The organism is Bhargavaea sp. GQ12, from assembly GCF_059758705.1.
Window position 1 is genome coordinate 26,094 of the sequence record NZ_JCAXEU010000008.1, and the last position, 20,781, is coordinate 46,874.

General features: G+C 53.3%; 23 protein-coding genes and 1 riboswitch. Of the genes, 2 read left to right on the forward strand and 21 right to left on the reverse strand.

The annotated features are described in order from the left end of the window. Positions 1-13: 13 nt before the first annotated feature. The 4 genes from AC6CHQ_RS08980 to AC6CHQ_RS08995 form a co-directional block, all read right to left on the reverse strand. Entirely contained in the window at positions 14-529 is a 516-nt protein-coding gene (locus AC6CHQ_RS08980; RefSeq protein WP_424237830.1) for an NUDIX domain-containing protein, read from the reverse strand. A 165-nt stretch (positions 530-694) separates the two neighbouring features. Next, the gene (locus AC6CHQ_RS08985; RefSeq protein ID WP_498081373.1) at positions 695-1,912 is read right to left on the reverse strand and encodes an NAD(P)/FAD-dependent oxidoreductase; all 1,218 of its coding nucleotides are present in this window, start codon (positions 1,910-1,912) and stop codon (positions 695-697) included. Between the two features lie 175 nt (positions 1,913-2,087). Then, the gene (locus AC6CHQ_RS08990; protein WP_092055882.1) at positions 2,088-2,450 is read right to left on the reverse strand and encodes a HesB/IscA family protein; all 363 of its coding nucleotides are present in this window, start codon (positions 2,448-2,450) and stop codon (positions 2,088-2,090) included. 100 nt (positions 2,451-2,550) lie between these two features. Further along, a complete protein-coding gene (locus AC6CHQ_RS08995) occupies positions 2,551-2,772 on the reverse strand; it encodes a NifU family protein (protein WP_245744479.1) in 222 nt (73 codons plus the stop codon). A gap of 95 nt (positions 2,773-2,867) precedes the next feature. On the opposite strand from AC6CHQ_RS08995, the gene AC6CHQ_RS09000 reads away from it, so the two are divergent. Beyond that, positions 2,868-3,197, forward strand: coding sequence for a YuzD family protein (locus AC6CHQ_RS09000; protein WP_092055877.1), 330 nt, complete (start codon positions 2,868-2,870; stop codon positions 3,195-3,197). A gap of 198 nt (positions 3,198-3,395) precedes the next feature. Here AC6CHQ_RS09000 and AC6CHQ_RS09005 read toward each other — a convergent pair whose 3' ends face one another. After that, on the reverse strand, positions 3,396-4,463 hold the full coding sequence (locus tag AC6CHQ_RS09005) for an NAD(P)/FAD-dependent oxidoreductase (protein WP_092055875.1): 1,068 nt from the start codon (positions 4,461-4,463) through the stop codon (positions 3,396-3,398). A gap of 143 nt (positions 4,464-4,606) precedes the next feature. Here AC6CHQ_RS09005 and AC6CHQ_RS09010 point away from each other — a divergent pair, with 143 nt between their 5' ends. Continuing rightward, positions 4,607-4,849: a YuzB family protein gene (locus AC6CHQ_RS09010; RefSeq protein WP_177168419.1), complete on the forward strand. Its 243-nt coding sequence runs from the start codon at positions 4,607-4,609 to the stop codon at positions 4,847-4,849. A gap of 48 nt (positions 4,850-4,897) precedes the next feature. Here AC6CHQ_RS09010 and AC6CHQ_RS09015 read toward each other — a convergent pair whose 3' ends face one another. The 16 genes from AC6CHQ_RS09015 to sufD form a co-directional block, all read right to left on the reverse strand. Further along, on the reverse strand, positions 4,898-5,665 hold the full coding sequence (locus tag AC6CHQ_RS09015) for a TIGR01457 family HAD-type hydrolase (RefSeq protein WP_092055873.1): 768 nt from the start codon (positions 5,663-5,665) through the stop codon (positions 4,898-4,900). Then, positions 5,662-6,114 carry a DUF86 domain-containing protein gene (locus tag AC6CHQ_RS09020; RefSeq protein WP_092055871.1) on the reverse strand — a complete coding sequence of 151 codons (453 nt, stop codon included), beginning with the start codon at positions 6,112-6,114 and terminating at the stop codon, positions 5,662-5,664. The genes AC6CHQ_RS09015 and AC6CHQ_RS09020 overlap by 4 nt, the downstream gene beginning before the upstream one ends. 42 nt (positions 6,115-6,156) lie before the next feature. Then, positions 6,157-6,507 carry a YutD family protein gene (locus AC6CHQ_RS09025; protein WP_498081374.1) on the reverse strand — a complete coding sequence of 117 codons (351 nt, stop codon included), beginning with the start codon at positions 6,505-6,507 and terminating at the stop codon, positions 6,157-6,159. 14 nt (positions 6,508-6,521) lie between these two features. Further along, positions 6,522-7,451 (reverse strand): lipoyl synthase, encoded by a 930-nt coding sequence (lipA, locus tag AC6CHQ_RS09030; RefSeq protein ID WP_092055957.1) that lies wholly within the window; start codon positions 7,449-7,451, stop codon positions 6,522-6,524. Between the two features lie 142 nt (positions 7,452-7,593). Beyond that, on the reverse strand, positions 7,594-7,698 hold the full coding sequence (locus AC6CHQ_RS09035; RefSeq protein WP_092055867.1) for a methionine/alanine import family NSS transporter small subunit: 105 nt from the start codon (positions 7,696-7,698) through the stop codon (positions 7,594-7,596). Positions 7,699-7,710: 12 nt separating this feature from the next. Then, positions 7,711-9,240, reverse strand: a complete 1,530-nt coding sequence (locus tag AC6CHQ_RS09040; protein ID WP_251239397.1) for a sodium-dependent transporter — start codon at positions 9,238-9,240, stop codon at positions 7,711-7,713. 191 nt (positions 9,241-9,431) lie between these two features. Further along, positions 9,432-11,027 (reverse strand): Na+/H+ antiporter NhaC family protein, encoded by a 1,596-nt coding sequence (locus AC6CHQ_RS09045; RefSeq protein ID WP_498081375.1) that lies wholly within the window; start codon positions 11,025-11,027, stop codon positions 9,432-9,434. Positions 11,028-11,159: 132 nt separating this feature from the next. Beyond that, a riboswitch (Lysine riboswitch) is annotated at positions 11,160-11,337 on the reverse strand. A gap of 60 nt (positions 11,338-11,397) precedes the next feature. Continuing rightward, positions 11,398-12,174 (reverse strand): sporulation protein YunB, encoded by a 777-nt coding sequence (gene yunB / locus AC6CHQ_RS09050; RefSeq protein WP_177168418.1) that lies wholly within the window; start codon positions 12,172-12,174, stop codon positions 11,398-11,400. A 42-nt stretch (positions 12,175-12,216) separates the two neighbouring features. Continuing rightward, entirely contained in the window at positions 12,217-13,596 is a 1,380-nt protein-coding gene (locus AC6CHQ_RS09055; RefSeq protein WP_498081376.1) for a bifunctional metallophosphatase/5'-nucleotidase, read from the reverse strand. A gap of 7 nt (positions 13,597-13,603) precedes the next feature. Then, positions 13,604-14,428 (reverse strand): sulfite exporter TauE/SafE family protein, encoded by an 825-nt coding sequence (locus tag AC6CHQ_RS09060; RefSeq protein WP_092055859.1) that lies wholly within the window; start codon positions 14,426-14,428, stop codon positions 13,604-13,606. Then, positions 14,428-15,288, reverse strand: a complete 861-nt coding sequence (locus tag AC6CHQ_RS09065) for a DUF72 domain-containing protein (RefSeq protein ID WP_498081377.1) — start codon at positions 15,286-15,288, stop codon at positions 14,428-14,430. The genes AC6CHQ_RS09060 and AC6CHQ_RS09065 overlap by 1 nt, the downstream gene beginning before the upstream one ends. Before the next feature lie 167 nt (positions 15,289-15,455). Then, positions 15,456-16,292 carry an aldo/keto reductase gene (locus tag AC6CHQ_RS09070; RefSeq protein WP_498081378.1) on the reverse strand — a complete coding sequence of 279 codons (837 nt, stop codon included), beginning with the start codon at positions 16,290-16,292 and terminating at the stop codon, positions 15,456-15,458. A gap of 99 nt (positions 16,293-16,391) precedes the next feature. Beyond that, positions 16,392-17,789 carry a Fe-S cluster assembly protein SufB gene (gene sufB / locus AC6CHQ_RS09075; protein WP_498081379.1) on the reverse strand — a complete coding sequence of 466 codons (1,398 nt, stop codon included), beginning with the start codon at positions 17,787-17,789 and terminating at the stop codon, positions 16,392-16,394. Positions 17,790-17,803: 14 nt separating this feature from the next. Then, positions 17,804-18,247 (reverse strand): Fe-S cluster assembly sulfur transfer protein SufU, encoded by a 444-nt coding sequence (gene sufU / locus AC6CHQ_RS09080; protein ID WP_424237842.1) that lies wholly within the window; start codon positions 18,245-18,247, stop codon positions 17,804-17,806. Next, positions 18,234-19,466, reverse strand: coding sequence for a cysteine desulfurase (locus AC6CHQ_RS09085; protein WP_498081380.1), 1,233 nt, complete (start codon positions 19,464-19,466; stop codon positions 18,234-18,236). The genes sufU and AC6CHQ_RS09085 overlap by 14 nt, the downstream gene beginning before the upstream one ends. Next, complete coding sequence (gene sufD, locus AC6CHQ_RS09090) at positions 19,466-20,773, reverse strand: Fe-S cluster assembly protein SufD (RefSeq protein WP_424237844.1); 1,308 nt, start codon at positions 20,771-20,773, stop codon at positions 19,466-19,468. The genes AC6CHQ_RS09085 and sufD overlap by 1 nt, the downstream gene beginning before the upstream one ends. Positions 20,774-20,781: the final 8 nt, after the last annotated feature.

Genomic DNA, 20,781 nt, shown 5'->3' on the forward strand with positions numbered 1-20,781 from the left:
GTTCACCAATCTGTCAGAAATCAGAAGCTGCGCCGCCTTTGCGGAAAAAGAACTTATAGCTCGTGTATCCGAAAATGTCACCGGGCCAGGCCCCACGGACTTCAGGAAGTCCGCCATCCACAGCCTCACCCGCAATTTCATGTATCAGCAGTGAGGAATCCGGTGAAGCGGCCAGCTCTCCGGGCGTCATCCACCGGGCTTCCGCGATTTCACGCTCCTGAGGGATCACAGGCTGTGTTTCTGTAACCGGCCGCAGGAGGAACAGCGCCATATTGTCACTGATCTCCCCTTTCAGCACACCGGTCCGGAAACCCGCCATGCCGGTCAGTTCCGTGCGGATTCCCGTCTCTTCGGCCACCTCACGGACCGCAGCCTCATCCGCTCGTTCCCCCGGCTCCACGAATCCCGCAGGAAACGACCATTTCCCCTTTAGTCCGCCATACGTTTTCTTGACGACCAGCCATTCCCCGTTACCGTTCATGACGATGCCCGCCGCACCAAGCCAGACCTTCCCCCTGTTACTTCCCACGAATAATCTCCTCCCGTCATCATGGCCGCCGGTTGCACGGCCAACTAAAAACTCCCCGGCCAGGCCCGCATGAACATGCTTGCCCACTCGGGGAGTTATCGGCGCGTATCCCGTCTACAGAACAGGCGGCACGCTCATGATATGAACGCGCCGCCCGAATTCTCATTAAAGAACGTCGAATTTACCTTTTTTCACGACAAGCGATGGTCCGCCAATCATATAGAGCGCACGGTTATCGATCATCTTCTTCAGGAAGCTGGCTTTTTTGCCTGTGACGAGCTTGCCATCGAATACATTGCCGATTGCATCGTCATCGCCAAGCGAGCAGACCGTACCTTTAAGGTCCGGAACGAACTTCTTCGTTTTGCCGCCTTTGGAGAGGCTGATGATGTTTTCCGCGACTTGTATGCCCTGCTGCATGGCAATCTGAGCAGTCGGCGGATATGGACGGCCTGCTTCCTCATTCATGAGGAATGCGCAGTCTCCCACGATGAAGACATCATCATAGCCAGGCGCACGCATATCTTCACGTACCGCGACACGGGCGCGCTTGCTTTCGATTGATGTTTCCTCAATCAGGCGGTTTCCGCGGACACCAGCAGCCCATACGACCGTGCCGGCCTTGATGAACTCGAACTTCTCCTCACCAGTCTTGATCTTGACGCCTTCAGGAGTCGCCTCGACGACAGGTGTTCCGATCGAGAATTCGATTCCTTTCGACTTCAGGTAAGAAGTGGCGTAATCGACCAGTTTAGGATCGAAGCCCGGCAGAACCATCGGCGCCGCTTCCACGCAGATGACGCGGACTTTTTCACGAGGTACATCAAACTCTTCGCAAAGCTCAGGTACCCGGTTTCCGAGTTCTCCAAGGAACTCGATACCCGTGAATCCGGCTCCCCCGACAACGATTGTCAGACGGGAATCATCTTTTTCCTGTTCAAGCGACCAAGTAGCGAACTGATACTCGATGTGCTCGCGGATCTGGCGTGCCGCATTAACATCTGCGATGCTCAGCGCATACTTGTCGAGCCCTTCAATTCCGAAGGTCTCCCCTTCGAAACCGAGTCCGATCACGAGGAAGTCATATGTAAGTTCCCCTGCGTCTGTTCCGACTTTCTTGTTGTCCACGTCGATCGACTCGACCGTCGCCTTGACAAACTTCACTTTGTTTTCATTGATGACGCGCTTGATGTCGTAGCGCACGTCTTCTGGCTTAAGTGTTCCTGCTGCGGCTTCGTGGAGCCAGGTCGATTCGTAGTGGTAATCGTTTTTGTTCACGAGGACGATATCCATGTCATCAGTGCCGATCTTTTTTTGGAGGTTGACGACTGTCGAAAGTCCGCCGTATCCGCCTCCGAGCACCAGTACTGTAGGTCTCTTCACTTGATCCAAACCACCTTTATGAAATGTGTCTATTATTAGGACGGCGACATATGCCTGATTGTCACGGCATAGCGCCGTAATTGACAAAATCCCTCAACTCTTAGTTTAGTCCTTTGTATGAGGATATTCAAGAGGTCGCAGGGAAATAAAAAAGACCGGAAATCCGGTCTTTAGGTCAGCATTTTTCTGGTGTGCCCTCTTTCCTGGCCGTCCTGAATGATGTACCGCACCCGCAGGACGCAATTGCGTTCGGGTTGGTGATCGTAAAACCGCCGCCCATGAGGGACTGTTTGTAATCAATTTTCGTACCGTTCAGAATGCCTGCATCCTCTTTGGAAACAACAATCGGGATACCGTGCAGTTCAAGGAATTCATCTTCTTCATGACGTTCTCTCGTGAAGTTGAGGCCGTAGGTCAATCCGCTGCAGCCGCCGCCGTTGACCCCGACACGAAGGAAAGAACCTTCCTCTTCATTGTTGACCATCATTTCCTTCACCTGATAGGCCGCCGCTTCCGTCAGTTCCACCACTTGTGTCATATATCCTCACTCCTTTTCATCCATCTTACCGTTTGTTGGCCACTCGTTCAAATGAATGGACCGATTATTGAAAAGGATCCGCCGAGGCGGATCCGTGTGATCAAAAGACTTGTTCGACTTCGACGACGCCAGGCACTTCTTCGACGAGCGCACGCTCGATGCCGGCTTTGAGCGTAATTGTCGAACTTGGGCAAGTTCCGCATGCGCCAAGCAGGCGGAGTTTCACGATGCCGTCCTCGACATCAACGAGTTCGCAGTCGCCGCCATCGCGGAGCAGGAACGGACGCAATTTATCCAGGACTTCTTGTACACCATCCATCATCGCTGTTTCTGTCACTTCGATTCGACTCCTTTCACTAATATCATTATAATGTGTTCAAGACAGAAAATCCATAACGGAAACCGGAGGTCATCCATTTGAACGAAAAAGGGGTCAGTATCGAGGTTTATGGTGCGGATATCATCTGTGCAAGCTGCGTCAATGCACCGTCTTCAAAAGACACGTATGAATGGCTGGAAGCGGCGATTTCCAGAAAATATCCCGATCATTCCTTCCAGATCGATTATATCGACATCGAACAGCCGATCGAAGATCCTGTCCGCGCCGACATCGCGGCAAGGGTCAAAGATGATGAGTTCTTCTACCCGCTCGTAATGGTCGGCGGAGAAGTTGTCGGCGAAGGTTATATCCAGCTGAAGCCGGTGTTCAAGGAACTCGAGAAGCACGGGTTTACTACAGAAGCATGAGTGGTTTTATTCCATGTATATGAGTGACCGACTGTGGACATAGTCCGCAGTTTTTTCTTTTTCTGAAATTCCTCCAGGTGTTCCAGAACTGCCGCTACTTGAGTGATTACCTTTCGGTGTTAAATGGTAATCTTGTCCCTTTTATCCTTTCTGAGACATCAAAAAACCGGAACCGCATATTGCGATTCCGGCAAAAAATTAGCCGTTATGCCATTTGTACATCCAGAGGATGCCTGATTTCAGCAGGCGCGCGATGCGGCCGGTGACCGTACGGTCGGCGAGGAAGGCGAAGCCTTTCTTTTTTCCAAGGGAACCGACGATGCCCTGGAGTTTGATCTCCGGCATCTTCTCCGGCAATGTTTCGCCGTTCCAGCGCATTTTCAGCACTTTGACGATCTGCTCGCCCTGTTCCTCGGCAAGATAGGCGCTCGGCGCGTGCGGCAGCGCTGCGCAGTCCCCGACGACATAGACATGTTCGTTTTCGGGAATGTTATGGTGAGGGGTCAGGACGATCCTGCCGCCTCCGGCTTTTTCGACTTCAAGATTGCGCACGATTTCGACCGGACGTATTCCCGCAGTCCAGACGACCGCATCCGCCGGAATCGAATTTTCGTGATTATAGAGCATATGGGGCTCCACTTTGGTGATATTCGAGTTGCTGATGACTTCCACGTTGTTTTCATCAAACCAGCTCTGCACGTAATTGCTGAGCCGCTCCGGGAAGTCACGGAGGATCCGCGGACCACGGTCGAACAGTTTGATGTTCAGGTCCGGACGGCTTTCACGGAGTTCACTCGCGATTTCGATGCCGCTTAGGCCGGCCCCGACAATGGCGACAGTCGCGCCGCCCGACAGCCCCAGCACTTCCCGGTATGTATCACGCGACTTACGGATCGTCTGGATGCTGTGCGTATATTCTGCTGCACCCGGCACATCATGATAGTTATCATCACAGCCAAGCCCAATGACAAGATCGTCATATCGGATGCTGTCACCGTTGTCGAGATACACGCATTGTTCATCCATATTGATGTCGACTACTTCTGCTGTGACCGTCCGGAGACGCTCGTGTTCAGGAAAGTCGACACGAACCTCCGCATCCGGAACCGTGCCTGCCGCCAATGCATAGAATTCGGTCTTCAGGCTGTGAAACGGTGTCCGGTCGATCAGGATGATTTCCCGGTCCTCGGGAAGTTGATTGGGCAGGAGGCGCAGCAGAATTCGCATATTTCCGTAGCCGCCGCCTAGAAGGACTAGTTTCTTCATGGTAGTCTCCTTTGATGAAGTTCGGTTTTCGATGTTTTATTGCATTCCATCGCCATTATATCGGAATGTGAGGAGTTTCACAATAAGCCGTTTAATTGACGCGCAGTTGAAAAAGGAGTACGATTTTCGGGTAGGAGAGGTGAATGTTTGTGAATCCGATCGTTGAATTTTGCATGAGCAACATGGCCTGCGGTTCACAGAAAACATTCGAGGAACTCGAACAGGATACGAATCTGGATGTCCTCGAATACGGTTGCCTCAGCTTCTGCTCGCAATGTGCCGAATCGCTCTATGCGGTCGTCAACGGCGAGATTGTCGAAGGCGAGACACCGGATGAACTAAAGGAAAACATCTACCGTTTTATTGAAGAGAATCCGCTGTTCTGATGAAATATCCATATATATAAAGCGCAATGCCGGCCGGCATTGCGCTTTTTAGTTTACTTTCCAATCTCCCAGCGTCTTTAGAGCATAGGTCGGCTGCTCCCCGTAATGCGCAAGATCCTCTGTACGGGTCACTCCTGTGTCCACATGGATCGTGTCGATGCCAAACCGGATGCCCGCTGTGATGTCAGTCTCATAGTTATCACCGACCATCACCATGTCTTTCCTGTCCAGTCCATGTCTTTCGGCCAGCGCTTCGAGCATGGGTACGGATGGTTTGCCGATATAATATGGGCTCACGCCGGTCGCCAGCTCGATCAGTCCGGCAAACGCGCCATTGCCGGGCACGAGGCCCTGTTCGGTCGGATACGCTTTGTCGCTGTTCGTGGCAATGAATGAAGCGCCCGCAGAAACCGCAAGTGAAGCATCCGCAAGCTTCCCGTAGGTGATACTGCGGTCGATGCCGACCACCACTGCTTGTGGATGCTGTCTGACAACGGTATGCCCCGCCGTTTCAAGCGCTTTCCTGAGCCCTTCTTCACCGATCATCATGACTTTGACCGAACCGTGGACTTTCAGAAGATGGGCAGCCGTAGCCACCGATGAAGTCATGATTTCATCCGGATCGGCCTCGATGCCCATCTTTGCAAGTTTTTCCGCTTGGCTCTCCGGTGTGAGCGCGGAGTTGTTCGTCACGAAGAAAACCCCTGCACCCTGCTCCCTCAGTTTTTGGATAAAGCTGACCGTCTCCGGTATGGGCTCTTCGCCCCGATAGACTGTCCCATCTAGATCAAAGCACCATGCATGGTACTTCCTCATTTATCTTCCTCCGGAAGAAATGCCGAAACCGGGCCAAGCTCTTCAGCCAGGTAGCGCCGCGTGCTGTCCGGGAAACGCCGGAGAGCCGGCATTGTACCGTCCAGCACTCTCACCGTTTCAGCAGGATCGACCTCCATGAATTCACGTACAATCATTTTTCTGAGGCCGACCAGTTCTTTCAGGGGAGCCTCCATATCCGCTTCAATCACTTTTTCATCCAGAAGAATATCGATGATATCTTCATAACTGCCGGGATCCCTCATGATGAAGCCATCGATCAGCGTATTTCCGATATCGATCACCGATTCAATAAGATTATGGGCGATCCGTTCCATCGCGAGCATTCCTGCTGCGCTTTCCGACCAGTCGGAACGGCTGTCGTACACTTCAAAAAGATGCTCCATATGGGCTGCTGTCTTTTCCACTTTATTTCGGTCGATAAAGTACATGGTGATTCCTCCTGTCGGTTCAAGACGAAAACCCGCAACAGCTCATTCGCCGTCCTGCGGGTCCTCCTGTTCCTTTTCTTGCCTGGTGCTCATTTTTTTCGAAGCACCTTTACCTTTAGCACCCTGCACTCTTTTGATGACAAAGTAGGCGCATCCGAAGTTGCAGTGCTCATAAAGATAGTCCTGCAAGGTACTGATCTTCGTCGCGATGGTCGCTTTCGGGTTTTTATCATCGAAAAAGCCCCTGAGCCTGAGCTGGCCATAGCCCCAGTCACCGACGATGTAGTCATATTTGCCGAGAATCTCGCTGTAGCGGGCCTCAAGGGCGTCCTCTTGCAGGGCATCCCGATAATCCTCGACTACTTCGTACTCGGTGTTTTCAATCCTGATCATGTCCGTTCCTTCTTTCAGGCTTGTGGAGCAAGCTCGGCTTCACCACGGCGTTGGCGTTCACGGGCAGCTGCGTTGACCTGCTCATCCGCATGATAGCTGCTCCGCACAAGCGGGCCGGCTTCACAGTGGGAGAATCCTTTGGTCATGGCAATCTCGCGGAGCTCGCCGAACTCCTGTGGTGTGTAGTATTTCTGGACAGCAATATGCTTTTTAGTCGGCTGCAGATATTGGCCAATTGTCATGATATCCACATTATTCGCGCGGAGGTCATCCATCGTCTCAATGATTTCCTCCCATGTCTCTCCGAGACCGACCATAAGGGAAGACTTTGTAGGAATTTCCGGTTGCATTTCCTTGGCTCTGCGAAGGAACTCCAGTGAACGGTCGTAGGTCGCTCGTGCGCGGACCCGCTTTGTCATCCGGCGGACCGTTTCGATGTTGTGGTTCAGGATATCCGGCTTGGCATCCATCAGTGTCTTCAGGCTGTCATAATCCCCCGCCAGGTCAGACGGCAGCACTTCCACCGTCGCGAACGGATTCTTGCGGCGGATGGCACGGATTGTCTCGGCCATCACACCCGCTCCTCCATCACGCTGGTCATCGCGGGCAACCATCGTAATGACGGCATGTTTGAGGTTCATCAGAGCGACTGAATCCGCTACGCGTTCCGGTTCGGCAAGGTCAAGTTCATTCGGCAGGCCCGTCTTCACGGCACAGAACCGGCAGGCTCTCGTGCAGACTGCACCCAGAATCATGAATGTTGCGGTCCTGCGTTCGCCCCAGCATTCATGAATGTTCGGACAGCGTGCCTCTTCACAGACAGTGTGCAGTCCCTTTTCGCGCATCATCTTTTTCAGATCGACATAGTTCTCGTTGGTATTCAGCTTGATTTTCAGCCAATCCGGTTTTCGGATGTGCTCGTTTCCCGGCTTGCATGATGTCATCGCCATCGGCTCCATTCTCTCTGTTTTGAAAATGTTCACTGTTGTCAATGTAACACAATGAGCAGGTTGGTACAACAGCCTTCAGGAGTCCGATTGATGCCCCGTCAACAGTAAAAGCGCCCCGCAATGGGACGCCCTCCTGTTAACGATTTTTGGCTTTAAAGACAGCGTTGGCAATACTTGCCGCAAGGCCGCCCCAGATGATCAGAATGCCAAGGATCATCATGAAAATTGCAGATCCGCTCATGGCGTTACCCCCTTATGTTTCATCTCTGTCATATGGCTCCAACGCATTCCTGTTCCACTTGATCAGCGAGAACAGGATACCGAGTACAAGCGCAGCGATGGCCACAGACCACCCGGCCCCCATGATGAAAGCATCCGAATATCCTTCATAGTTGCCTGTATCATTGTCAAACCGCTTGCCGAGGTTCGTACGGAACAGGTCGAACATCATGTAGCCCAGGACAAGCGGCGTAATGTACATCAGGGAGAATTTCCACCAGCCTCTGATCTGAATATCGGACATCGGGTTGGCATGCTCCTTGAATACATCAAGCTTGCGGAATACCCATGCGATGGCGATGACTTCGACCAGCCCGATGAATGCGACGCCAAACTGGTTGATGAAGTAATCAACAGCGTCAAGGAAGTAAAGCCCGCCACGTGTCGTAAACAGGAGCGAGATGAGTGAAGCAGCACCCGCACCGAATAAGACCGCCTTGTTCCTGGAGATTCCGAGTTTCTCCGAAAGGCCTGCTACATACGTCTCACAAATTGAAATGAGTGACGATAGCCCTGCCAGTACGAGTGATAGGAAGAATAGGACTCCAAAAAGTGCATTCATGCCAGGGAACTCGTTTATGATCTGCGGGAACACCGCAAAGGCGAGACCGACACCTGCCGTAGCCACTTCATCAACCGCAACGTTGCTTTGTACAGCCATGAACCCGAGGGCGGCAAATACACCGATTCCGGCGAGAAGCTCAAAGCCGGAGTTTGCAAAGCCTGTGATGAAGGCGTTGTTCGTGATATCTGATTTTCTTGGCAGATAGCTGGAATAAGTGATCATGATTGCGAAGGCAATCGAGAGACTAAAGAAGATATGGCCATAGGCCGCTACCCAGACAGTACCGTTTGCCAATTGGCTCAAGTCCGGCTTGAAGAATGCCTCGAGCCCTGTTAATGCTCCTGGAAGCGTCACAGCCCGGATGACAATCATCAGGAAAACGATGACTAAAACCGGAATAAAAATTTTGTTTGCCAGCTCAATTCCTTTCTTCACGCCCGCAAACAGAATGCCGAATACGATAATCCACACAAGAATATGCGGAATCAGAACGCCCGGCACAAAGCCGCCCACCTGCCCCGGCGTGTCAGCCAGGTTCAGCACATCGCCGAACAGGAAGCCCTGTGTATCGTCCCCCCACTGTAAATTGAACGAATACACCGTGTACTTCATCGCCCATGCGATAATGACAGAATAATAGGTGGAGATGACAAAGGCGACAAAAACTCCCCACCATCCCAGCCATTCAGCCTTTTTCCCTTCCATCCTGAAGAAGGAAAGCGGCGCCGAACCGCGGTATTTCTGTCCGATCGTGAATTCCATGATCAGAATCGGGATTCCGGCAGTCAGAAGCGCAAATAAATATGGAATGAAAAATGCCCCGCCGCCATTTTCATAGGCGACATAAGGAAAACGCCAGATGTTCCCCAGCCCTACCGCGGACCCCACCGCGGCAAGGATAAAACCGGCCCTAGTCCCCCATTGTGAACGCTGTCCCATATTGATCCCCCTTGATGTTTCTTTCCGTCCATCCCCCATATTTCTAATAAACGGAAAGATTTATTTTATTCAGACTTCTTTAACCCTATTGTAAGTATAACGACCCTGAAATATGAAGTCAAAGCCTTTTTTCTTTTTCGACACCTTTTGCGCGCATAACAAAAGACAGGGGTTTTCCCCTGTCTTTTGAATTAGTTTCCTGTATGTTCATGAATCGCAGGAGTTGCTGTGCGACCTTTCATTACCCAGATAATAATTACAGACGCCAGCAGGATTACAACTGTGAGAAGTCCCAGTGCAAGAGAATCAGTGAGGCCCATGACGACATACCCGGTGGTTGCTATAGCGGCACTTGACAAGGCATATGGCAACTGTGTGGCTACGTGGTCGATATGGTTGGAGCCCGCTCCGGTCGACGACATGATTGTCGAATCTGAAATCGGCGAACAGTGGTCACCGAATACTGCGCCGCCGAGTACTGCAGCAAGAGACGCGATCAGCATCTCGGGGGCCGCGTTCAGCATGATTTCCCCTGCTATCGGAAGCAGGATACCGAACGATCCCCAAGATGTCCCTGTCGAGAACGCCATGACGCCCGCGAGGACGAACATGATCGCCGGAAGGAGTTCTACAGGAATGTTTGCTCGTTCAACCACTCCGGACAGGAAGGCGCCTGTTTCGAGTTCACCGATCAGATACGTAAGCGCCCATGCGAGAATGAGGATGGATACCGCCGGCATCATTGCCCGGATACCGCTGGTGAATGCAGGAACGATAAAGTCTGACTTGCGGAAGTCTCCCTTCCCCGGCTGGGTCATGAACAGAACCAGCGCGACCAGCACTCCGGCGATGCCCCCTGCGAGAAGTGACACCGGAACATCTGTCATCTCAAAAATGGTCCAGATATCCGAGCGGCCGTATTCAGCCATGCTTCCGCGGTAGCCTGTCAGCATCATGGCGCCGAATGTGACTGCGACAAGTGTGATAATCGGAAGCACAAGGTCGATGACACGTCCGTTGTTGTGGACAGGGAACTCTTCTTTGAGCTCACCCGGCACTTCCTTATTCGGATCAAACAGTTCACCTTTTTCGATGGCACGGCGCTCATGCTTGCGCATCTCGCCAAAATCGAAATTGGTGATGGCCGCGAAGAACACGAAGACCAATGTGGCAAGCACATAGAAGTTCATCGGAATCATGAGCAGGAATGCTTCAAGTGCGGAATAAGATACGACGGAAGCACCGGCGAGAATCGTACCGATCACCCCGATGAGGTATGCGCCCCAGCTGGAAATCGGAGCAATCGAGCAAATCGGCGCAGAAGTCGAGTCGATGAAATAGGCCAGCTTCGCCCGTGAAACCTTATGCGAGTCCGTGACAGGCCGGGCGATCTGTCCGACTGCCAGCGCATTAAAATAATCATCGACGAAAATCAGGATTCCGAGAAAGACCGGAAGCAATCTTGCCCCCCGGCGGGTCCGGATGCGCTTTGTCGCCCATTCGGCGAATGCACGGCTTCCGCCCGACAGACTGACAAATGCCGTCAGTACGCCAAGCAGAAGGACGAACAGCATGATAAAGATGTTATAGGTATTCAGCCCGCCGTCCCAGAAGCTGATTGTGAGTGCCGTCCAGAACGACTTGAGAGACGCCAGCGGACTGAATGAGGCTACAATCAGTGCGCCTGCGATGATTCCTGTGCCGAGCGAGAGAAGCACGCGTTTCGTGACCAGCACCATGACAATGGCGATCAGCGGCGGCAGGATCGAAAGTATTGTACCTGACATGTTTCCATTCCTCCGTTTCCGAAGGGGTAAAAGCCTGTTTGCAAAAGCTAAAACGACCGGCACCCTGCGCTGTTGCGCAAAAGGAAGCCGGCCGTAACTAAGTTCGTCAGTTGGAATGCATCATCACAACGTACGATCTGTAGCTCTCCATGCGGGCCTTCCCGCATGACAGTGCCATCCCTGTTCGGAATGGCCCCAGCGGACCTTCGCTGACTTTCCGGTCCACTTCGGCAATGCTTCCTTTTACGCACGGTCATCGTTGTCAACTCACGTGTGCTACTCATAAGCGATTGCGGCCTCTACCCAATCGATTCTATTTATACCATGTCAACGATCATAGCAGATGAACCTGAAGTTTGCAATAGGAGATTTAGTCTTCCGGGAGCGGGATCGGCACTTCGATGGACGGAGGGTCCACATTCTCTCCTTTATTGAAGATATGCGGCACCTTGCCCTGCACAAGGCCGATGGCAATTGGAATCTGTTGCTGGACAGTGGACTGCTTGGATGCAAACGGCACGATAATCTGGACATTTACCTGGATAATGGCGTTTACCTCGACAAGCGCATTGTTGATGCCGAACTCACGGATCTCAGTTTTGGCGTTGGCGTGGACATTGCCGATTACATGGAAGCGGATCGGGACTTTCGGGCCGAGGTTCCCGAGCATTGGCATACCGATCGCCTGACCGAGCGGCACGAAAAACACGATGCCGTCTCTGTCCTTCATCGTTTCCACATCATACTCGATGTTCTCGATTTTGGGCAGCGCGCTCAGGTCCCCTGCCTCGGCCATTTCAAGGTGGTCCTCGACCAGGCCATGAGTTTCCGCGATGAAGCGGTTGATGATTTCCGTATTCAGCTTGGCCGTGACAACTTCCGACTGCTCGGCAGGGACGTACTCGATGATGTCGTTAACATCAAGGACATTTGCCGTCCGTGCATCAATGGCCTTGGCGATCACTTGTGAGGCAATCTTTGCCGTTTGCACTTCCGCGTACTCGGTCAGTGCAGGTGCAAGCCTGGCATTGATAAAATAAAACATTCCCACCACCATGATGAGTCCAACCGGGAGGAGGAGCGGCAGGAGCCGCCTTTTTCCCGCTCCGGGTCGCAGCCTCCTCCTGCGCGCATAAGGAAACTTCAATAAATAATCCCCCTGCCCCATCTTACGGGGAGAGGGATGGATTTATGAGGAGGGTGCACCAAACTTCCGGATTGCGTATCCGGCAAGGACATCCCGGATAAATTCCGGCATGAAATATTCTTTTTTGGCCTTCTTGAATGCCGGAAAAAAGAAACCATAGGTGAACAGATCCAGTGTTGCCAGCCGGTACTGCCTGTCCGGTTCAACCGGATTGCCGGCCACATGCAGCCTGCCGTCCGAACCGCGGCCCATTTTGTGATGGATCATCGCCCCGACCACCTCGCCCCGAAATCCGAGTCCTTTAAGCCGGATGTCCGGCCACTCGGCATCCAGGCTCAGCTCATATGCCTCCTCCACTTCAGTGCCGGTCAGCGTAATGACACACGGATTGATCGGATGTGGCAGGAGACGGTGCAGGTCCATCCCGGAAACGGTGCCTTCCGGTAGTCCGCCGAGAAAGATTCCCGAGTTGAACATGGCGCAATCTGCACCTGTATGGGAAAGGAGTGCATCAGCAAACAGGTCGGAAAGTGCGGTGGGACCGGCCCAGCCCCCCCGGAGTTCGTAAGGTGTCTGGAATACGGTTGCCGACAGCAGTTCCGCCGCCTTCTTCCTTAACTGACGGTCATAGCTCGTGTCGTCATCGGGTATGGGCAGTGTCTCCGTGTCGTGGACCTTAGCCGTTGCTTCGACGACCCGCCCTTCCGAATGATCGAACGTCAGCGTCACCTCGCCTATATACTGTCCCCATTTTCCGGCTGCGGCGATCAGCGTGCCGCCGACCTCCCTGCCGTCCGGATACAGATGATGGGTATGTCCGCCGAGGATGACATCAATCTTGCCGCCCGTGTGCTCCGCAAGCCGGTCGTCCTCCGAAGACCCCATATGCGACAGGCAGACCAGAATGTCAGACTGTCCGCTGACTTGGGGCGCTGCTGCCTCGAGTGCGGAACGCGGCCCGGTCACCTTCCATCCCAGACGCTCATAGGATGTGCTGAAATCGGCTGTGGCGGCAATTAGTCCGATCCGGATGCCCGAGCGGGTCGTCAGATAACCCTCAGGAACGGTCCAGCCGGGATAGTTTCCTTTTCCCGTGAACAGGTTGTTTAGGATGACCGGGAAATTCGCTTCCTCATAAAGAGCGGACAGTTCGCTTGGTGAAAGGGTGATACCTTCATTGTTGCCGATCGTGACGGCATCATAGCCGATTTCATTGAGCATCAATACATTCCCTTTTCCCCTGGTGGCATCCGTATAGGGATGGGAACGGTCGATATGGTCACCGATATCGAACACAAAACAAGCCTCATTACGCTCTTTATGGTATGCCTTGCGCTTAAGGAGGAATTCCCGGATTCTCGGCCACTTTTCGAAATGGCTGTGGAGATCATTTGTATGATAAATATGAATCGTTTCCTTCAACGTGCAATCAGCCCCAGATTCCTTCATAGATGGACCGGATCCCCGTGATCAGAAGAATGATCCGGAGTGCGGTCACCAGAGTTTCAGAGTTCAGACGTTTGTTCAATGCCGCTCCGACTTTTGCCCCTATGTATGCAGCCGGTACGACGGGAAGCGTATAAAGCCACGGTACATTGCCGAGTGAGATATGGCTTGCCGCATTGACGATCGCTGACAGAAAGACCATGAACATCGATGTCCCAACCGCAACATGCGGCGGAAACAGGAACAGCAAAATCATTGCGGGAACGATGATCGAGCCCCCTCCGATTCCAAAAAGCCCTGAAGCAAACCCGACAATAAATGTCAGCATGACCGCAAACCAGACGGGATATCCGTAATTATGGACGCTGCCTTCCGGATCCGTAAATGTACGCGTGCTTCCATGCTCGACAAACCATCGTACCGGCTTCAGATGTTTCCTCACGAGCAGGAGCACGGACAGGAAGATGAGCAGGATGCCGAAATAAAGATTAAATGACGGCAGGTCCAGCCCTTTGTTCACGTAGGCTCCAAGGACCGTACCAGGGATGCTTCCCGCAAAAAAGATCAGCCCGCTCCGGTAATCAACCGTCTTTGACTTCATATAAGAGAGTGTCGAAGACAGCCCGATGAAGATCATCATGATGACAGACAGTCCGACGATTTTCTGCGGGGTCAGGCCCGGCACCCAGCCGAGGGTGATGCCGAAATAAAGGGCGGCCGGCACAAGGACCACACCGCCCCCGAGGCCGACCAGCGCACCGACAATGCCGGCAAAAAGCCCCGTTACGGCCAGAATGACAAACTCCATCAGAGATCCTCCCCGCCAAACAGATCCAACTGTTGTGCGCCGGGCCGGGCCGTTTCTATTCCTGCGATGCCCATGAACCGCTTGGCATTTTCAGCAGCATGTCCGCCCGAGTTGTTGTTAAAGACGACATAGACATCCTGGGAGGCGATGCCGGTGATTTCTTCGGCCAACCCTTTCAGTTCACTGTCATTGTAGTCATAGAGATAGCGGACTTCCCGCCATTTCTTATCGTCACGCCCGTTCGCCTTCCACCCTGCAGTATTGCGCCCGTGCAGGCGGACGAGTGTCTTGTCCTCGCGTATGGCTTCAGGAACGAAGGGGACGCTGCCTTCCCCCGCCTGCGGTTCATCGCATACCGAGTGGATGAACCGCTGCTCGCGGAGAAATTCCAATGTGCCTTCCCGGTATTTCTCCGAGTACCACGACTGATGCCGGAATTCGACGGCCACATCAAGTTCATCGAGATAGTCCCTCATCTTCCTCAGCACACCGACATTCTCTTTAGTGCAGTCGAACCAGGGCGGGTACTGGGCGAGAATCATCGGCAGCTTGCCAGCCTCCAGCATCGGCCCGACCGACAGCCGGAAAAGCCGGAACATCTCTTCTTCTGACTCATAGGGAAGCCGTCCGCGGTGGTGGCCGGTCATCCCCTGGTACGCCTTGACGATGAAGCCGAAGCCGTCAGGCGTCTCATTGATCCATTTCCGGATATTCCGCTCCGACTGGATGGCGTAAAAGGTCGAGTCCAGCTCCACGAGCTTGAAATGACCGCTGTAGTCCTTCAGCTTATCCGTTTTTTTGGAGGTGGGGCTGTATACATCCGGGTGGTCGCCCCAACCGGTCAGGCCAACCCTGATCATGGGCCTCCCGCTCCCTTCATCCTATTTTTATATGATTCATCTTATCACAATACCCGCATCAGGGACCCGGAAAGCCGGTGCTGATAGGAAAAGAGGGACAGTGATGGATCACTGTCCCTCTTTGAATACACTCAAGGATTGAATCATCTTGCACATAGGAAGGCCGATCAGAATTCCTGATAAACCGCCGGATCCTGGTCGTCGATGCGGCCATCCGGGCGGCTGAGGGAATCAATCTTTTCCATGTCCTCTTCAGACAGTTTATAATCGAAAATCGCCAAGTTTTCACGCTGCCTGTCCGGATGGGCGGAACGAGGAATCGAAACTGCGCCGTGCTGATAATGCCATCTCAGCACAATCTGTGCCGGTGTTTTTCCATACTTGTCCGCCAAGTCCATAATGACAGGCTCGCTCAGGACTCCGCGTCCGCGGAACAGCGGGCTCCAGGACTCTGTGACAATTCCCCGCTCATCATGCCATTTCCGCTGTTCCTCCTGGTTAAAGAACGGATGCAGCTCGATCTGGTTGATTACCGGCAGCTCTCCCGTTTCCTTCTCCAATCGTTCAATATGTTCCGGCAGGAAGTTGCTGACACCGATTGACCGGACGAGGCCGCGTTTTTTCGCCTCGATCAATGCCTGCCAGGCTTCCACATACTTGCCTTCCTTCGGGTTCGGCCAGTGGATCAGATATAGGTCGAAGTGATCCAACCGCGCACGGTAGAGGGATTCCTCGATGGCTTTCAGGGCCTCGCTGTATTCATGATAACGGCCGGGAAGCTTGGAGGTGACAATCAGTTCATCACGACCGACAGTAGCCTGCCGGATCGCTTCGCCAAGCGTTCCTTCATTTTCATAGTTATAGGCAGAATCGAGCAGCCTGTAACCGTTGTCGATAGCGTGCCTGAATGAATCGACTGCCGCCCTTCCCTTAAGGAACACCGTCCCGTAGCCCATTACCGGGATGGACAGTCCGTCTTTGAGTGTGATGCTTGGTATGTTCATGGTCTCACTCCTTCCCCAATCTCTACCACTCAACAGATCATTTAAATCCATACATGAAAAAATCCCGCCACAAATGTGACGGGATACAGATGATTCATATTAACCGATCGAGCCTTCCATTTCGAACTTGATGAGGCGGTTCATTTCGACCGCGTATTCCATCGGAAGTTCTTTCGTGAATGGCTCGATGAAGCCCATTACGATCATTTCTGTCGCTTCTTCCTCGGAGATGCCGCGGCTCATGAGGTAGAAGAGCTGCTCTTCGGATACCTTCGAGACTTTGGCTTCGTGTTCGAGGGAGATGTTGTCGTTCAGGATCTCGTTGTACGGGATCGTGTCGGACGTGGACTGGTTGTCCATGATGAGCGTATCACACTCGATGTTGGCACGCGCACCGTGTGCCTTGCGGCCGAAGTGCACAATTCCGCGGTACGAAACCTTGCCGCCCTGTTTCGAGATCGACTTGGAGACGATCGTCGAGGACGTGTTCGGTGCAAGGTGCATCATTTTCGCACCCGCATCCTGGTGCTGGCCTTTGCCTGCAAGTGCGATGGACAGCGTCATGCCGCGTGCGCCTTCGCCCTTGAGAAGGACAGCCGGATATTTCATCGTCAGCTTGGAGCCGATGTTGCCGTCGATCCATTCCATTGTCGCGTTTTCTTCTGCAACCGCGCGCTTTGTCACGAGGTTGTAGACGTTGTTCGCCCAGTTCTGGATGGTCGTGTAACGGCAATAAGCATCCTTCTTGATGATGATCTCAACAACCGCCGAGTGAAGCGAGTTGGTCGTGTAGACAGGCGCTGTGCAGCCCTCTACATAGTGAACGCTTGCGCCTTCATCCACGATGATCAGCGTACGCTCAAACTGCCCCATGTTCTCGGAGTTGATGCGGAAGTAAGCCTGGAGTGGAGTATCCACCTTTACGCCCGGCGGGACATAGATGAACGAACCGCCCGACCAGACCGCGGAGTTCAGTGCGGAGAACTTGTTGTCCGCAGCCGGGATGACCGTTGCCCAGTACTTTTTGAAGATATCTTCGTTTTCGCGGAGCGCCGAGTCGGTGTCCTTGAAGACGATGCCCATGTCCTCGAGGTCTTCCTTCATGTTGTGGTAGACGACTTCGGACTCGTATTGCGCGGAAACACCCGCGAGGTACTTTTGTTCCGCTTCCGGAATGCCCAGCTTGTCGAATGTACGCTTGATCTCTTCAGGGACTTCATCCCATGAGCGCTCAGTCGCTTCCGATGGCTTGACGTAGTAAGTGATCTCGTCGAAGTTCAGCTCGCTGAGATCGCCTCCCCACATCGGCATCGGCTTTTTATAGAAGATGTCGAGAGCCTTCAGGCGGTAGTCGAGCATCCATTGGGGCTCTTCTTTCATCCTGGAGATTTCTTCGACGATTTCTTTAGTCAGGCCGCGCTTCGAACGGAAAACCGATACGTCTTTGTCGTGGAAGCCGTATTTATAATCGCCGATTTCCGGCATTTTTTTAGCCATTATTGTTCCTCCGTTCATTTTGGATTGGCATCGCTGTCGACACCTTTTTCCATTGCCTTCCATGCCAAGGTTGCACACTTGATGCGGGCCGGGAATTGGGAGACGCCGGAAAGCGCCTCGATGTCCCCGAGATCCAGGCTATCGTCCAGTTCTTTGCCGAGCATCATATCGGAAAAGGCCTTGGACAGCCTGACTGCATCTTCGACGGATTTCCCTTTGACCGCCTGCGTCATCATCGACGCGGATGCCATCGAGATCGAGCACCCTTCGCCGTCGAACTTCGCATCCTGCACGATGCCGTCTTCCACCTGCATCGTCAGGTGGATCCGGTCACCGCATGTCGGATTGTTCATGTCGATGGTGAGGCCTCCGTCAGTGAGTTCCCCTTTGTTGCGTGGATTCTTATAGTGGTCCATGATGACCCGCCTGTACAGCTGGTCGAGATTAAGAGATGACATCAGAGAAATACTCCTTTGCTATGCGGAGCCCATCTGCGAGGCGGTCGACATCTGCTTCCGTATTGTATACGTAGAAGCTTGCCCGCGCCGTCGCAGTCGCACCGAGCCGCTTCATAAGCGGCTGGGCGCAGTGATGGCCGGCACGCACGGCGATCCCGTTCATATCAAGAACCGTCGCGACGTCATGCGGATGCACTCCGTCGAGATTGAAAGTTACGATGCCGGCACGGAGATCGGGATCAGCAGGACCGTAGATGGTCAGACCGTCGATTTCCGACATCTTCTCCATGGCATAGGCTGCGAGATGCTTTTCATGCTTGTCGATATTTTCTAGTCCGATTTCCTGGAGGAAGTCGATTGCCGCTCCCAGTCCGATAGCGCCTGCGATGATCGGCGTGCCGCCTTCAAATTTCCACGGAAGTTCTTTCCATGTCGATTCGTACAGGCCGACAAAATCGATCATTTCGCCGCCAAATTCAACCGGCTCCATGTCTTCAAGAAGAGATTTCTTGCCGTACAGGACACCGATGCCAGTCGGCCCACCCATCTTGTGTCCGGAGAATGCGAAGAAGTCGCAGTCCAGATCCTGCACGTCGACTTTCAGGTGAGGCGCAGCCTGTGCGCCGTCCACCACCATGACCGCACCGTTCCGGTGGGCGATTTCCGCAATCTCCTTGATCGGGTTCTTAGTGCCGAGCACGTTCGACACGTACATGACCGAAACAATCTTTGTTTTGCCGGTGATTGTCTCTTCAACTTTATCGAGAGAGAGTGTCCCGTCATCTTCCAGGTCGATATATTTCAAGGTCGCACCTGTTTCCTTGGCCAGCTGCTGCCATGGAATGATGTTGGAATGGTGCTCCATCATCGTAATGACGATTTCGTCCCCTTCCGATAAATTCGCCCGGCCGTAACTTTGGGCGACCGTGTTGATCGAGGTCGTCGTGCCGCGGGTGAAAATCACTTCCTGGACGGACGAAGCGTTGATGAAGTCCGCTACCTTCTGGCGTGCTCCTTCGTATTCATCCGTTGCCCGGTTGCCAAGAGTATGGACGCCCCGGTGCACGTTGGAATTATCGTTTTCGTAATAGCGTTTGATCGCTTCGATCACGACATCCGGCTTTTGTGAAGTAGCCGCGCTGTCAAGATAGACCAGCGGGTGGCCGTTCACTTCCTGGTCGAGGATCGGGAAGCGGCTTTTCATGTCTTTTGTGAGCATTAGCGCACTTTCCTTTCAATGACCTCCGACAGCTGCTTCTTGACGCCCTCGATCGGGAGCTGGGAGACGACCGGCGCCAGGAAACCATGAACGATCAGGCGTTCGGCCTCTGCCTGGGAGATACCGCGGCTCATGAGGTAGTAAAGCTGAAGCGGATCCACACGTCCTACGGAAGCGGCGTGGCCTGCCGTAACATCGTCTTCATCGATCAGGAGGATCGGGTTGGCATCTCCGCGCGCTTTTTCGCTCAGCATGAGAACACGGGACTCCTGAACTGCGTTGGAGCGGGTTGCACCGTGCTCGATCTTGCCGATACCGTTGAAGATCGTGGACGCCTCTTCTTTCATGACACCGTGTTGGAGGATGAATCCGTCGGTGTCCTGGCCCCAGTGTACGATTTTCGCTGTGACGTTCTGCTTTTGGCTGCCGCGTCCGACAAGGACCGACTTGGAATTGCTGTTCGAGCCGTCACCCACCAGGTGGGTGACGTTTTCGTAGATTGTGTCGCAATCATTCATCAGTCCGAGTGCCCATTCGATCTTGGCATTGCGGCCTGTTACTCCGCGGCGGTTGATGTAGGACGTGAATCCTGCCGAAAGAACATCGACCGCACCGTAAGTGACGGTAGCACCGTCATTTGCGAATACTTCGGAGATGATGTTTGCCTGCCCGTTTGATTCGCTTGTGAGGGACAGATAGTTTTCCACGTAAGTGAGCGAGCTGTTGTCCTCCGCCACGACAATCACGTGGTTGAAGAGGGAGACATCTTCGCTGTCATGAAGGAAGAGTACCTGTACAGGCTCTTTTACTTCGACGCCCTTAGGGACGTAGACGAAGGCGCCGCCGTTCATGAATGCCGCATGCAGGGCGGTGAGCTTGTGCTCGTCGACCTTGACCGCGTCGCTCATGAAATATTTCTGGAGCAGTTCGGAATGCTCCCGCGCTGCCGTGAAAATATCAGTAAGGATGACACCCTGTTCGCTGAGCTCGTCCGAGAGCTTCACATAAGCAGGCGTATTGTTCCGCTGGACATAGATATTTTTCTGTCCTTCGATATCGATGAGCGCCCTGGCGTCCTGCGGAAGCTCCGCAAGGCCGGTAAGCTGCTCGTCCTTCACTGCGTGCACTGGGAAGTCGGTGAAGTTCCAGTTTTGGATCTTCGTCTTGTCCGGCTTCGGCAGCTGGAGTGTTTCGGCAAGTGCATATGCCTCGGAACGTTTGGCCGCGAGCCATTCCGGTTCACGGTTCGACTCCGAATAGGAACGCACATCCTCGCCGGTCAATGTCAATTTCGTTTCAACCGTCATTTCGTTTG

Excerpts from the sequence above, each read along its gene's own strand:
- AC6CHQ_RS08990 (WP_092055882.1), bottom strand. The coding sequence starts at position 2,450 with ATGACACAAGTGGTGGAACTGACGGAAGCGGCGGCCTATCAGGTGAAG.
- AC6CHQ_RS08995 (WP_245744479.1), bottom strand. The coding sequence starts at position 2,772 with ATGATGGATGGTGTACAAGAAGTCCTGGATAAATTGCGTCCGTTCCTG.
- AC6CHQ_RS09005 (WP_092055875.1), bottom strand. The coding sequence starts at position 4,463 with ATGAAGAAACTAGTCCTTCTAGGCGGCGGCTACGGAAATATGCGAATT.
- AC6CHQ_RS09010 (WP_177168419.1), top strand. The coding sequence starts at position 4,607 with ATGTTTGTGAATCCGATCGTTGAATTTTGCATGAGCAACATGGCCTGC.
- AC6CHQ_RS09015 (WP_092055873.1), bottom strand. The coding sequence starts at position 5,665 with ATGAGGAAGTACCATGCATGGTGCTTTGATCTAGATGGGACAGTCTAT.
- AC6CHQ_RS09020 (WP_092055871.1), bottom strand. The coding sequence starts at position 6,114 with ATGTACTTTATCGACCGAAATAAAGTGGAAAAGACAGCAGCCCATATG.
- AC6CHQ_RS09025 (WP_498081374.1), bottom strand. The coding sequence starts at position 6,507 with ATGATCAGGATTGAAAACACCGAGTACGAAGTAGTCGAGGATTATCGG.
- lipA (WP_092055957.1), bottom strand. The coding sequence starts at position 7,451 with ATGACATCATGCAAGCCGGGAAACGAGCACATCCGAAAACCGGATTGG.
- AC6CHQ_RS09035 (WP_092055867.1), bottom strand. The coding sequence starts at position 7,698 with ATGAGCGGATCTGCAATTTTCATGATGATCCTTGGCATTCTGATCATC.
- AC6CHQ_RS09040 (WP_251239397.1), bottom strand. The coding sequence starts at position 9,240 with ATGGGACAGCGTTCACAATGGGGGACTAGGGCCGGTTTTATCCTTGCC.
- AC6CHQ_RS09045 (WP_498081375.1), bottom strand. The coding sequence starts at position 11,027 with ATGTCAGGTACAATACTTTCGATCCTGCCGCCGCTGATCGCCATTGTC.
- AC6CHQ_RS09060 (WP_092055859.1), bottom strand. The coding sequence starts at position 14,428 with ATGGAGTTTGTCATTCTGGCCGTAACGGGGCTTTTTGCCGGCATTGTC.
- AC6CHQ_RS09065 (WP_498081377.1), bottom strand. The coding sequence starts at position 15,288 with ATGATCAGGGTTGGCCTGACCGGTTGGGGCGACCACCCGGATGTATAC.
- AC6CHQ_RS09070 (WP_498081378.1), bottom strand. The coding sequence starts at position 16,292 with ATGAACATACCAAGCATCACACTCAAAGACGGACTGTCCATCCCGGTA.
- sufB (WP_498081379.1), bottom strand. The coding sequence starts at position 17,789 with ATGGCTAAAAAAATGCCGGAAATCGGCGATTATAAATACGGCTTCCAC.
- sufU (WP_424237842.1), bottom strand. The coding sequence starts at position 18,247 with ATGTCATCTCTTAATCTCGACCAGCTGTACAGGCGGGTCATCATGGAC.
- AC6CHQ_RS09085 (WP_498081380.1), bottom strand. The coding sequence starts at position 19,466 with ATGCTCACAAAAGACATGAAAAGCCGCTTCCCGATCCTCGACCAGGAA.
- sufD (WP_424237844.1), bottom strand. The coding sequence starts at position 20,773 with ATGACGGTTGAAACGAAATTGACATTGACCGGCGAGGATGTGCGTTCC.